This is a genomic window from Ehrlichia muris subsp. eauclairensis, assembly GCF_051097115.1.
GTDB lineage: Bacteria > Pseudomonadota > Alphaproteobacteria > Rickettsiales > Anaplasmataceae > Ehrlichia > Ehrlichia muris.
In genome coordinates, this window is the sequence record NZ_CP118226.1 from 562,050 (window position 1) to 576,547 (window position 14,498).

Genomic DNA, 14,498 nt, shown 5'->3' on the forward strand with positions numbered 1-14,498 from the left:
GCATATAGTATTAAAAATCTATTGAATATTATTGATCCTATAGCGCTTGTATTTTTATTTTCAACTTATTTTTAATTCTTAGGTGATAGAGTTTTTTAAATTATGAAACTGGGGATATTAGTGTTATCAAAAAATCTAGAAGCTAGTTTACACAAAGCACTATCGATTGCATTTGATTTTCATCATGAATATGCTACTTTAGAGCATCTTTTATTAGCTTTAACTGATGACATAGATGCAAGACGTGTTTTTTATGCTTTTCGTGTATCGATCGATAAGCTAAAGATTACAATTATAAATTTTCTAAGATATGAAATACCAACTTTAGTTGATAAAAGTATTTCAGAGGTTAAGCCTACTGCCATTTTTGAACGATTAGTACATAGAGCCATTATACATGCTCATACTTCTGGTAAAAGTGAAGTAACAGGTGCAAATATTCTTGCTGAGATTTTATCAGAAAAGGATTCTTATAGTGCATGTTTTTTACATGAACAAAACATAAAATACGTAGATGTTTTAAATTATACCTCTAATAATAATTTGTATGCTGGAGAATTCAACATAGATCAAGAATTTGTAAAATATGGCGAATATAATAAAGCAGCTAGTAATGTAAATAAAGATATATTAAAAGATAATGAGACTTTGGATAGTTATTGTGTAAATTTAAATGAATCGGCAAAAAAAGGGAAAATAGATTATGTAATAGGAAGATCATATGAGTTAGATAGGACGATGGAAGTTCTATTAAGGAGAAGGAAAAATAATCCATTATATGTTGGAGATCCAGGTGTTGGGAAGACCGCAATTGTTGAAGGATTAGCATTAAAAATTATAGAAGGTGATGTGCCAGAGCAGTTAAAGAAAATGGTAATATATTCTTTGGATATGGGTGCATTATTAGCTGGAACACGCTATCGTGGAGATTTTGAAGAAAGAATAAAATCTGTAATTAAGGCAATAGAAGCAAAGGAAAATGCAATATTATTTATTGATGAGATTCATACAATTGTTGGAGCTGGATCTACTAGTGGTGGGTCACTTGATGCAAGTAATTTGCTGAAACCTGCTTTAGCCAGAGGAACATTGAGATGTATAGGTGCTACTACCTATAAAGAATATAATAATAATTTTGAAAAAGATAGAGCATTGGCTAGAAGATATCAAAAGATTAATGTTGAAGAGTCCTCAGTTAGCGAAACATTAAGGATCTTAGATGGAATAAAGTCTTATTATGAGTCACATCACCAAGTTAGATATACTAATCAAGCAATTAAATATGCTGCAGAGTTATCAGATAGATATATTTCAGGAAAGATGCTCCCAGATAAAGCTGTAGATGTTATAGATGAGGCTGGAGTATATTGTAAATTACATAATACTGGCAATAGAATTATTACTGGAAGTGATATTGAACATATCATTTCTAGAATTACTGAAATACCATGTAGTAATTTATCATTTAATGACTTAGATAGAATAAAAAACTTAGAAAAAAATCTTAAAAAAAATATATTTGGTCAAGATTTTGCAATTTCTCATCTTGTTGATTCAATTAAAATTGCTAAAGCAGGGCTTAGGAATCATAACAAACCTTTAGCAAGTTATTTATTTTCTGGGCCAACCGGGGTAGGTAAAACTGAATTAGCAAAACAATTAGCAAACCATATGGGTATGAAATTGATAAGATTTGATATGTCTGAATATATGGAATCTCATGCCGTTTCTAAAATTATAGGATCTCCTCCAGGATATGTAGGATATGATCAAGGAGGATTATTAACTGATTCTATTTCAAGACATCAGTATAGTGTATTGTTACTTGATGAAATAGAAAAAGCTCACAGTGATATATATAATATATTACTACAGATAATGGATTATGGATGTGTTACTGATACTTATGGGAAAAAAGTAAATTTTCATAATGTGGTAATTATATTAACAACTAATGCTGGCGCTTTTGAGCTAAATAGAAATTCTATGGGTTTTATTAGAAATAGAAATTTTAACCATGGGGATAACGAAAAAGCGATTGAAAGGATTTTTAGTCCAGAGTTTCGTAATAGATTAGATGCTGTAATTTCATTTTCATCTTTGGATCAAAAGGTCATGTTGCTTGTAGTACAGAAATTTATTTTTCAATTGAAAGAACAGTTAGCAAAAAAAAATGTTCATATAGATGTAGCTGATGATGTGTTAATGTATTTGGCGCAATCTAGTTATAATGATGCTTATGGTGTAAGAAATATAGAGAATATTATTTCTAAAAAAGTTAGAAAATATCTAGCGGAGGAAATATTGTTTGGTAGATTACTTAATGGTGGCAATGTGAAAATTAAACTTGATACTAATACTAATAAATTAGTGTATGACTTTTGTTGTGCAGAAGTATAATTTTAATATATTAATAGTTTTCATTAGAAACAAATAGATATTTAAAATAGTGTATATTTTATATAAAATAAAATTTGTTTTATATACGCTGTTTTTCTAATACAGCTAGTATTTACCTGATAAAAATCTATCATAATATCTTTGATAGAGCTATTAATAATTATTTCTTTAATGTATAAATGAAAATATTTATAGTTAAATTAGTTAATTTTATACTTAAATAATAAGTATATTATTTTAATTTTTTAAAAATAATAAATTTTCAATATAGAAATCTTTAACATTTATTCTTGATTAATAAAATAATAGATGTTACTATCTGGTTAATTTATTAAAACACAACTTAAAGATGTTAAACTTTAATAAGACATTATCTAGATATTACTTAATTATAAGTTATATTGCATTTTTTATGTTACTGATGCTGTTAGTTGCACATTTGGCTAGAATATTTTTCGGCAAAGATACTACTGTTGGTAACTTAGTAACAGGGTTTCTAGCTTTATTTTTAGTAACTGTTATTATCACTTTTGGTTTTAAATATTTATCTGATAACCTTCAACCTAGAATTAAATCATCAGGAAATTTATTTAGAAAAGAACATGAGGAAAAAGTAGAGTTACCTCAGGTTGAGTTAAATAAAGATTTTGAACAATCTATAAAACGATTATTAGAGTTAAAGAAATCGGCGCTTGAAGATCTTTCTACTGACTATACTGTAGAGACGCAACAAAGTCAGTTAATTTTAGAAAAATATGATAGCGAAATAAAGCATTTGGAAAATATGCAAGAGAGACAAGTAGAGATACTGCAACAGTCGGATAGTTTAACACGTAAATTCCAAATGCAGAATTGGAAACATGGTAAACATATCAAATATGCACAGGATATTTTTATAAAACATATTAAAGATGAAAGATATTCACACTATTGTTTTTGCTCTTATTTAGATGATTTTAAGGTTGGTCATAAGTTTAAGTCTGATAGACTTAAGCCTACTTTAAGTGCGGCTATGATCTATGTTAATTGTGTACCATCTATAACGTATATTTTTAAATTAGCAAGTGCTTTCCTGAATACAATTGGAAGCTTGCAAATAGATCATCAAGTGCCATTTGTTCAATATTGTCAAAGGGTATATGATTTTGATTGTAAGGTAGCTTTAAAGACTGAAATATCTTTATTTAATGAATTGAAATCTGATTTACATACATATGTTAATATTAACTATTGGATAAATAACTCGTATTTAAATAATAAATGGCGTACTAAATTGATTAGTAGTATAGAAAGGGCTGAACATTCCTTAAAGTATTTTTCAGATGAAGAATATTTAGATATGGTTACTTCTTGTACAAAAACAGGAATGGAAAGTACTATAAATGAACTTAAAAATTCAGTAAACGTACAAATACCAGAGCATGAGATTAATAGAATGATGGTAAGTTACAATCCAGTTATAGAAGAGCTAGTTAGAGAATTAGATGTGTTAGAAACAGTTAGAGTGACAAACATTGATAATATGCAACCAGAATTACCTCAAGCGTCATTAAGTGGAAAGATTATTGGTTTAATTCGATCAAAAGAAGAATTAAAAAATTTAATGCAAGAAAAGCAGGAACTGAGTTTAGAAAATGGCACTCAGGCAAAAATAAATCAAATGATGTCTTATATTAAATCACAATTTAGTAAAGTTAAGGATCGTATTGTAGTAAATTTTTCTGGTCCGTATCACGAAGTTATGCAAGTGCAAGCATTGTTAGGTTTAGAAAGTAGCCCTTTCAGTTTGGAGTTTAACAAAAGATCTTTAAATCCAAAAAATGTAAAAATGCAAATTTCATGTTTATATAAACAGTTATTTGATGAAGAGAAAGATCAAATAGGATTATTGCAATGTATACAAAATACAGTTGCAGAAGCTATATCTAGCATAGAGCCCTCTATGGAAAATCTTATATTAAAATTATTATATGATAATTTGATATGTTATAATAATTTATTAAAAAATATGCAAATAACGTTTTCTGAGCAAAACAGAATAATGAAAGATAATAACATTGTGTTTACAGACTTACTAAGGGCAGGGTTATCGGATTTAGAAGGGATGTATAACATTTTGTATGCAAGATATGAGTTTTTAGATCAAAATTACAATAAGGTTACGCAAATTTTATTAAAATTAGTTGATATACGTACGATAAGCTCATGTTGGTCTACTAAATGCAAAAATATGAAACGCATTCATAATATATTTAAAGAGGTACTAACATCAGAAAGTCAATACAATGATATTAACTTGTTATTAAATAAATTACAAGAATTAAAAGATGCAGCTTTTGTAATAAAGGATGGATCATCTTATTTACATTTATTAGATATTCCAGAAAATGAGAAAAACGATTTTCTAGCCGAATTAAGTCGGCAAGAAGACCAAGTAAAGCTTTTGGGATTGTTGTCTGCAAAAAAAATAGATTTTGATATACTTAATAACAGGATAAAAGATCAATACGACAGAAAAGTTCAATCTCTTAAGGAGTCTTTAGCTGCCTTTAAATATGAAAGAGATAAAATATTAATGCATCCAAATATTGTAAGGTATCTATCTAAAGAAATGATAATTAATTTGATTGATGGGTTAGAAAGATTGAAAGAGGTATTAATATTGTTGTTCAATCAGGATGATCCATTAATATTTAATGGATATATAGAAAAAATTAATTCTGTTATTAATTTAATAAAGGGAGTACCAAAATTATTGTATGGTGATAACGAAGCTCCAGAACAAAAACCAAGAAATTTAATAAGTTGTTTAGAATACTTACAAAAAGGTTTTTCTATAGATAATCAGTTATCAAATTTGTTAAATTTAAAAACGAAAATTCAAGAAGAAGAAAGACTGCGTCTTCCTATATTAGAAAAATTAAAAACGGTGTTTCTAGAAAGTGAAGAAGCAATACCTGCATTACTTGAACTAAAAAATAAGATTAATCAAATAATAGATCAGATTAATCAGGAAAAATTGTTGATAGCAAAAGAACATGCAAATGAAATGGAAGAATTTATTGGATTGCTATCTGACCTATTAGATGAAATTAGTAATAAGGAAGATATATCAGAGTTTTTGTATAGCATGGAGAAGTTTGATGATTCATTATCTAAACTAGGAAATCATGCAGGTTTTTTAGATGATAAAAAGGATTATGTTGAATGTATATTGAATTATTTAAAAGACATTTCTGAACTATCAAATGAATTGCGAGCAGGACAGATTAAAACATTAAAATTAGACAATACAGAATCACTAGGTCTGATTAAAAGATTAATGAATATTGAAAAACAGTTAAGTATTAAGGAGCAATTGAGTGTATGTGATGATTTATGTAGTTTTGTTGATGTAGTGAAATACTTGCAGAAAGAACTTGTTGAGTTACATCAAAAAACTGTGGATGTAATACTAGAAACTGTAGGTGCTAAAGAATGTAATAAGAATTCATTGATAAAATTAGTAAATGAAAAGCTAGAGTCTTTAGATAATAATTCTGATTTATTAGAAATAATCAATGGTTTTATATGTGAAGAATATCAAGATTTGGACAAATTAATAGCATTACAAGATTGTGTTTTAAAATTAAGAAAAGAACCTAATGATATTAAAAAAATAATCGATCAATTATTGAAACTTTTACCAAATGTTTTAAGTCATACAGAAATAAAACTATGTGAAAATTTAAAAGAATGGAATCTAAATGAAGATCTTGACTACTTAAAAAAGTATATTGATAAAACTCGAGATGAAAAATTCAATCGACATAAAAATCAACTAAATGAATTTTTAGGTCCTGTCATAGACGACATATGTAGTATGTTACTGTTTTTTCGTAGTAATAAAGGGTATGGAGTAGAAGTAACGTTATGTTCAAAAATGGAAAGTAGTCTTAAAGATTTGCAAAATATGTTACAACAAGATAATCGAATAATAATATCTAATGCTGAGAAAAAATTTCAAGAAATATATAAAGGTTTGCAAAATATCTTTTTAACAGATGATGAGCTACCTGATATACTATCCAGTATAGAATCACAAAGTGAAGTCTATAAAGAAAAATTAGCATTGAATTCATATACTGCTCATTTCTTATCATTTATCAAGTTCTTAAGCTATACTATAATTAAAGGAAAGTTTGATGTGGAAAGGAATATAATTGGCAACTTAAACGATAAAATACATCAGCAAGAAATACTGATATCAGAGTTAAGAACAGCAGTTATTAAAGAATTGGATAGAAGTGTGCAAGTTTTGCTAGATCAATCAGTATATTATCCTCAAGATTTAATCAATGTGAGATTGATAAAGAAAAAGCTTATGAATAATGAAATTATATGTGATGATTTGATGGAGATTTTAGAAGATGATGTAAGAGCAAAAGTAGCATGTTCAACTAATGTGATGCTGGCATTAATATATAAAGAAAACATTAATCATTTTAGAAATAAGATAGATACTTATAAAAAAGAACAAATGTCACATGCTTGTAGATTAAAATTATATACAGTAATTAAAAAATTCATGGATAACTCTGTAGATGAAGTTAATGTTCAGTATCTAAGAAAAATTGATGATAATATACAACAGCCCCCCGCTGCACTATTTTCTTCTGAAGATACATTTCAACATGGAATGGCTATTGTTACAAAATAATGTTGAAGTAAAAAGTTTGTTGTGTGATAATTTCCTGTATTTGATACAACTCTAGAATTGCTTTTATAATTATATTAACATTCTGTATTCAACTTATTTTTTACTACTATAGGTTTTCTTGATGTGATTATTTTTAATAATGACCCTTGATGTATAAGAGGTCTTTCTATTTGTTCATACTATATTGTTTTTTTTTATAAAGATAGAGATATTGCATTAATCATTAATACTATTCAAAAAGTTAATTACAGCAAGAGTAAATACTAGAGTTAGATCGCAATTATATACCTAAGTATAGTTTATTCATATGTTTTCTTAGTGGTAAATACCTTATATAGACATAAAAGGCAAAGTATGATATATATTTATGTGAGATGCAGAATATTATTTATAATAAAAATATTGTAGCCATTCCTAGAAAAATTAGAAAAGATAGGGTATCACTTGTAGCACATATAATAATAGAGGAAGATATAGCGGGATCAATTTTAAAAAGATTCAATATCATCGGTATGGCTGTACCTAAAAATGTTGCTATTGAAAAGGTAATTATCATTGACGTTCCTGCTAATACTTGAATATCAATATGTTGTCCTCTCAACATAAGTGCTATTGAAGATACAATTGCTAATATTATACCATTAATGAATCCTACAAACAATTCTTTAAAAAGTAATCTCTGAGCATTTCTATTAGTGAGTTGTTTAGTAGATAAAGCTCTGATTGTGACGGTTAAAGCTTGTAATCCTGCATTACCACTCATAGATGCAATGATTGGCATTATTACTGATAATGCTATAAAATGTTGTAAAGTATTGCTAAATATCCCTATGATCATTGAGCTAATCGTAGCTGTAAGTAGATTTATGATTAGCCATGGCAGTCTTTTAATAACGGTTTTTAAAAGAGGAGAGGTAATGTCATTGTTAGATACCATCCCTAAATGTAAGACATCTTTTTCAGCTTCTTGATGTATTACATTTAATATATCGTGTACTATTATCGATCCTATGATTCTTCCGTCCTTATTTATGACCGGAGCTGATAGCAAGGAATATTTTCTAAAAATTTCTGCAACTTCTTCTTGTGTAGTGTGTGATTTTATAATCTTTATATCAGTTTTCATGAGATTTCTTATGATTTGAGTATTATTTGAGCAGATTATATTGTCTAACCTTAAATATCCTATAGGATTTAACTTAGGATCTACGATAAAAATTTCGTAAAATTCTTTATTTAATTTGTTATTTTGCTTTAAAAAAGTTAATAACTGACTTATGCTCCAGTATTCTGGAGCAATAATAATATCTTTATGCATTAACCTACCAGCACTTTCCTCTGGATATGATAATAATTCGTTAACGTGAGTTTTATTACTTTCTGGTAGCACATTTAAAATATTTATCTGACTTTCTTTGTCAAGATCTTCAATAATTGTGACTATATCTTCTGTACTTAGTTGAGATATTAAAGATGCTACTTTTTTTATTCCTAAAATTTTAATTATTTCTTGACGTAGATCTGGAACAAGGTGGATAAGAATATCTTTTACTAGGTTATCATTTATATTATTTAAAAACTCTTTGCGATGTTGATATGTTGAAGTTAATAAAAAATATGCAAGTTGTACATTATCTGATTTACTAATTATTTCTTCTATTATTGGGTAATTTTGTGTTTCTAGTGCTTCAGTTAGAGAGTTACTAGTTTTTTCATCTAATATATAGTGTAAAGCGTGGCTACTTTCCTGTGTATACATAGTAATATAGTCCTTAAAATTATTGACAAATAAGACAAAAAATTATCAGTAACCAAGTATATGGTTATATAAATAAATTCTAAATACATTTTTAATGTTAATAATAAATATTTAGTTTTCAAGGTAATATTCCCTCAATCTAATCGTTGACTAAAAATTGAAATTTATATATGGTATTTAATATTTTTAGCCCCTATGGCGGAATGGTAGACGCGGTAGACTCAAAATCTACTGTTCGAAAGAATGTGCTGGTTCAAGTCCGGCTAGGGGTACTTGAAAATAAATTGTTAGTTGTTGCAAGTTTTTTTTATTTTATTACAATACTGGTGAGTTTGAGTAATAGTTTGAAAAAGGGGGATTTCCCTTACTGGTTTTTTATTTAAGGTATGAGATGTCAAGTTTAGCTAGTAAAGCAAAAGGTAAGGTTAAAAATAGCAAAAATAAGAATAATATGAAAGATACTCAGGTTATTGATGCATTAAATGAAAATGTTGGGTTAGTAGTTCGTGTTATGACGGCAGTTGTAGATATAAAATTTGCTAGTGGTAATATACCAAAAATACTTAATGCATTAGAGAGTAAGGAAGTTTATAACGGAAAAAAATTAATTCTTGAAGTATCTCAACATATTAGTGATAGTGTTGTAAGATGTATAGCGCTTGATGGAACTGATGGTTTGTCTAGAAATGATAAATTTATTGATACTGGTGCTCCTATATCAGTGCCTGTAGGTCGTGGGACATTAGGTCGAGTTTTTGATGTGTTAGGTAATACAATAGATGAGTGTGGTCCATTAGAAGAATCAAGTTATATTATTAAACCAATATACTCAGAAAGTCCTAAGCTTACTGATCAAAAAATTGCAACTGAAATATTGGTAACTGGAATTAAAGTAATAGACTTACTTGCTCCATATCTTAAAGGTGGAAAAGTTGGTTTATTTGGTGGTGCTGGGGTAGGTAAAACTGTATTAATCATGGAATTAATTCATAACATTGCAAAAGCACATAAAGGAGTATCAGTTTTTGCTGGCGTTGGAGAGCGTACACGTGAAGGGAATGATCTTTATCATGAGATGATAGAATCTGGTGTGATAAACTTAGCAGAAAAAGATCAGTCGCAGGCAGTTTTAGTATATGGTCAAATGAATGAACCTCCTGGGGCCAGGTTAAGAGTTGCATTGTCAGCTTTGACTATGGCTGAATATTTTAGAGATGCCGAAAGCCAAGATGTTCTATTTTTTGTAGATAATATTTTTAGATTTACTCAGTCTGGATCAGAAATTTCAGCATTATTAGGTAGAATACCATCTGCTGTTGGTTATCAACCAACGTTAGCAGCTGAAATGGGTACAATGCAAGAAAGAATTACTTCTACTAATAATGGATCTATTACTTCTGTACAAGCAATATATGTACCAGCTGATGATTTGACAGATCCTGCTCCTGCTGCTTCTTTTGCTCATCTTGATTCAACAACTGTTTTATCAAGACAGATATCTGAATTAGGGATATATCCAGCTGTTGATCCTTTAGATTCAACTTCTCAAGCATTATCTGCTGATGTTATAGATCAAGAACACTATGAAGTTGCTAAGGAGGTACAACGTATATTGCAGACGTATAAATCTTTACAGGATATTATTGCAATTCTTGGTATGGATGAGCTTTCGGAGGAAGATAAGCTTATAGTTGCAAGAGCAAGGAAGATTCAAAAATTTTTGTCACAGCCTTTTCATGTTGCAGAAGTATTTACAGGTGCTCCTGGTAAGTTTGTATCTATTGAAGACACTGTCTCAAGTTTTAAGGGATTAGTGGAAGGTAAGTATGATCACCTACCTGAAGCTGCGTTTTATATGGTTGGTAGTATAGACGATGCTATAAAAAAAGCGGAATTACTTCAAAAAGAAGGTAAGATTTAATGAAGTATCTCTCTGTTGAATTTATTACCCCAGATGCTTTTTTAGGTATATCTAATGTTCTATCTATTACGTCGTATGTTATAGATGGAGAGTTTGTAATATTGCCTGGACATGAAAAATTTATTATAGAATTGTGTTCTGGGCTTGTTAAGATAAAGATTGATACAGGTGTTAATATATTTTATGTATTAAATCCTATATTGAAGGTGGATCCATATAATTGTAAAATTATAGCAAATCAGTTCATTGATGCTTGTGATATTAATGCTGTTATGCTTAAAGGATATAAAGAGGATATAGAAAAAATATTAAATTCTATAAGTGATAAAATGTTACTTAAAATGGCAACAAGGCATTTAACTTTTATAAATAAAATAATAGATTAGATCTTATGAAAATATTTCTTGATACTGTAGATATAGATTTTTTAAAAGAATTTAGTATTACTGGTTTAATAGACGGTATTACAACTAATCCATTATTATTATCAAAATCAAATTTAGAGTGTCATGATTTGATTTTTAACATCTGTTCATTAATTACAGGTCCAGTTAGTATTGAAGTCATATCTACGTCTTATAAAGATATGATTAAAGAAGGTTTAGAAATATCTAAAATTGCTGATAACATTGTAGTAAAACTTCCTTTAACTTATGATGGGTTAATTGCGTGTAAAGTTTTATCTTATGAATATAATATAAAAGTTAATGTAACTCTTTGCTTTTCTGTATCTCAAGCAATTTTAGCAGCAAAGGTTGGAGCTTATTTTATATCTCCTTTTGTGGGAAGAATAGATGATATTGGGCAATCGGGAATGCAGCTAATTGAAGCGATACATAACATTTATACTAACTATAAATTTAATACTGAAATTCTTGTAGCATCTGTACGTAGTATTACACACGTTATACAAGCTGCAAAAATAGGGGCTGATATAGTTACAGTTCCTCCATCTATTTTTAAGCAAATGTTTATGCATCCTCTTACTGATAAAGGTCTTGAGGATTTTTTACAAAATTGGAATGCATCTGGGAAAAAAATGTTTTCTTCTTAAGGAAGGAGTTTGGAGTGTAATGAATTTTTTATATCTTTTTTGTAGGTATTATACAAGGGGTATGTAGTATTTATATGTATGCTCTGTATAGTGGTTTTTTATAGCATTATAGAACATTGTAATTATTTTCTGTTTTTTTATATAAAAATATCATGATTTGGTCATTTATGTTTACTAAATTTATGATATACTGCTTCATATATAAACATGAGAAAATAGCATGTCCCTTTCTAATCTTAGTTCAAAAGATGAAAATAATGTAGTTATTGAAAATTTAAAACGTTATATAGAAAGAATTGAAAAACTTGAATCTGAAAAAGAAGAGATAAATCAATATATTAGGAAAATATATAATGAAGCAAATAGCAATGGATTCAACGCCAAAGTAATGAGACAAATAGTAAAATTGAGAAAGATGAGCAATGATGATAGAGAAGAACATGAGATGCTCTTAATGACTTATAAGAGAGCACTTGGAATATTGGTTGAAATTGATGATTAAGTTTATTTTTTACACAAGAATTGTTTTTATTGTACTAGTTTTATTATGGAGAATTTAAAGACAACATTGTAATGGGATTTATATATAGAAGAAAGCAAAAAGTATTATACATCTTCTAGTATTTTCTTTGAAGTTTTAACACCTAAATGTTTTAGATTTTCGGTACGTGATAAGATATTACCATGTCCTTCTGATAATTTTTTCATTGCATCGTTGTATACACTACTTAAAACATTCATTTGCTTTCCAAGTTTCTGCATATCAGATACGAATCCTACTATCTTATCGTATAATGCACCACCTTGACGTGCTATTTCCATAGTGTTACGATTCTGGCGTTCTAATCTCCAAACAGATTCAATTGTCCTTAAAGTAGCAAATAACGTTGATGGGCATACTATGACTATTTTTTTATTCCATGCATAATTATGCAGCATAATATCTTCCTGCATTGCAAGGGTATATGCACCTTCTATAGGAATAAACATCAATACAAAATCTGGTGTTTTTAATTTTTCTATGTTTTGATATTTTTTGTTTGATAATACATTAACATGTATCCTTATAGATGTTATAAATTGTTTAAGAAGTATATTTTTTGATTCTTCTGATTTTGTGGAAAAATATTTTTCATAGTGAATTAAAGATACTTTTGAATCAATAATTAAATGTTTGTTTTCTGGTAAATTAATAATAGCATCAGGTTGTTGTTTTTTACCTTCACTATCTTGTAAGTCCATACCAGTACCATGTAGAATATAATCTTGGTTTTTCCTTAAACCAGAACTCTCTAATATTTTTTCTAGTATCATTTCTCCCCAATTGCCTTGAATTTTGACATTTCCTTTCAAAACATCAGCTAAGTTCTCAGCTTGTAAAGTGATTTTTTCATTTGCAAGTATAATCCTCTGAATTTCTTGTTTTAACAAGAATTGTTCTTTATTATGTATATTAAATGAATCATCAACTTTCTTTTTAAATAAATTAATATGCTCTTGTAACGGATTTAGTATTCTACTTAAACTTTCTATGGATAGTTTATTGAATTTATCTGTTTTTTCGTCAAAAATACGATTTGCTAAATTTTCAAAATATAGTTTATATTTCTCATCGATTGTTGAAAATTCATTCTTATATAAATCAAGTGTATTATGTAAAGTTTTTTTTTCAAATTCTAGCCCTATAATCTTATTTTGCATATTTTGTAACTCACTAGAAAGTTCATCATTTTTACTTTTTAAGTGATTATTTTCATGTTCTAATCTCTTTACTTGATCTTCTAAGCCATTTTTAAGCATACTAAGCATTTGATAGTCAAGCTTTGATATTCTACATTTTAATGCAATAAAGTAACTAATTGAAGCTATTAATAACCCTTCTAAAACACATATAAGAATCATTATCATAGTTTTTTTACGTTCATGATTTTTATATAAATACAATAAAAAGAATAATTATTCTATGATTTATGCTTATGAATGAAGTTTTATTATGAAAAATAATTAAAATTTTTACTTTTTAATATTAAAATATTATATATAATATCTGCATTATTAATTAATGATGGTACATAATATGATATTTCATATAAATGGTGTAAATGTTGATGAATCTCAGCGTCTAAACAGATTGGTTACATATAGAGATTATGTATGGTTCTATAGATCTATATGTGTGGGCATTATTACAATAAATAATAAATTAGTTTTTTTACGGGGTGAAGAAACTCCTTTTTATTATAAACAAGAAATTATACCATATTATATATTTTTCATGAAAGGTAAAGAAGAAGATACTAAAGTATGGAACTGTATATTAGTAAAAAGATCTGAAGTAGTACAGTTTATAACTGAGAATTTAGCTATTATTAATGCAGAAAAAACCAATAATCCTATAGGAATAATTTCTCATATAGATGATATGCTAAATTATAGTTATGGTGAAATAATATGTTCTGGTCAAGGTAAAATGACTTTGTCTAAGTTAAAAAAAGATCTTAAAGATATATGTAAAAATAGTGATAATGCTCAGCTTAATAGTATGACTTTTCCACTAACTTATTGGGGGAAATTAATTCAGAATATTGTAGAAATCATCCCTGTGCAAAGAGGAGGTTATACTAGGATTAACAGTTAGAAAAGTATTTGAATTTTCAATAGTTAT

Annotated in this window: 9 protein-coding genes and 1 tRNA gene; 8 read left to right on the forward strand and 2 right to left on the reverse strand. The window is 27.9% G+C overall.

Annotation, left to right across the window (positions count from 1 at the left end; translation table 11 throughout):
- Window positions 1-120 precede the first annotated feature (120 nt).
- Entirely contained in the window at window positions 121-2,400 is a 2,280-nt protein-coding gene (locus tag PVA18_RS02325; protein ID WP_045804663.1) for an AAA family ATPase, read from the forward strand.
- Between the two features lie 412 nt (window positions 2,401-2,812).
- A complete protein-coding gene (locus tag PVA18_RS02330) occupies window positions 2,813-7,099 on the forward strand; it encodes a hypothetical protein (protein WP_052692781.1) in 4,287 nt (1,428 codons plus the stop codon).
- Between the two features lie 388 nt (window positions 7,100-7,487).
- Here the strand turns inward: PVA18_RS02330 and mgtE are convergent, their stop codons facing one another.
- On the reverse strand, window positions 7,488-8,858 hold the full coding sequence (gene mgtE, locus PVA18_RS02335) for a magnesium transporter (protein WP_045804631.1): 1,371 nt from the start codon (window positions 8,856-8,858) through the stop codon (window positions 7,488-7,490).
- Window positions 8,859-9,047: 189 nt separating this feature from the next.
- Between mgtE and PVA18_RS02340 the strand changes: the two genes are divergently transcribed.
- The 5 genes from PVA18_RS02340 (at window position 9,048) to PVA18_RS02360 (ending at window position 12,335) form a co-directional block, all read left to right on the forward strand.
- Window positions 9,048-9,130: transfer RNA gene (locus PVA18_RS02340), tRNA-Leu, on the forward strand.
- A 179-nt stretch (window positions 9,131-9,309) separates the two neighbouring features.
- Window positions 9,310-10,779, forward strand: a complete 1,470-nt coding sequence (atpD, locus tag PVA18_RS02345) for a F0F1 ATP synthase subunit beta (RefSeq protein ID WP_045804662.1) — start codon at window positions 9,310-9,312, stop codon at window positions 10,777-10,779.
- Window positions 10,779-11,165: a F0F1 ATP synthase subunit epsilon gene (locus PVA18_RS02350; RefSeq protein WP_045804630.1), complete on the forward strand. Its 387-nt coding sequence runs from the start codon at window positions 10,779-10,781 to the stop codon at window positions 11,163-11,165. The genes atpD and PVA18_RS02350 overlap by 1 nt, the downstream gene beginning before the upstream one ends.
- A gap of 5 nt (window positions 11,166-11,170) precedes the next feature.
- Window positions 11,171-11,833: a fructose-6-phosphate aldolase gene (fsa, locus tag PVA18_RS02355; protein WP_045804629.1), complete on the forward strand. Its 663-nt coding sequence runs from the start codon at window positions 11,171-11,173 to the stop codon at window positions 11,831-11,833.
- A 220-nt stretch (window positions 11,834-12,053) separates the two neighbouring features.
- Window positions 12,054-12,335 carry a DUF2312 domain-containing protein gene (locus PVA18_RS02360; RefSeq protein WP_045804628.1) on the forward strand — a complete coding sequence of 94 codons (282 nt, stop codon included), beginning with the start codon at window positions 12,054-12,056 and terminating at the stop codon, window positions 12,333-12,335.
- Window positions 12,336-12,439: 104 nt separating this feature from the next.
- Here PVA18_RS02360 and rmuC read toward each other — a convergent pair whose 3' ends face one another.
- On the reverse strand, window positions 12,440-13,741 hold the full coding sequence (gene rmuC / locus PVA18_RS02365) for a DNA recombination protein RmuC (protein ID WP_045804627.1): 1,302 nt from the start codon (window positions 13,739-13,741) through the stop codon (window positions 12,440-12,442).
- A 169-nt stretch (window positions 13,742-13,910) separates the two neighbouring features.
- On the opposite strand from rmuC, the gene PVA18_RS02370 reads away from it, so the two are divergent.
- On the forward strand, window positions 13,911-14,471 hold the full coding sequence (locus tag PVA18_RS02370; protein ID WP_045804626.1) for a hypothetical protein: 561 nt from the start codon (window positions 13,911-13,913) through the stop codon (window positions 14,469-14,471).
- Window positions 14,472-14,498 lie beyond the last annotated feature (27 nt).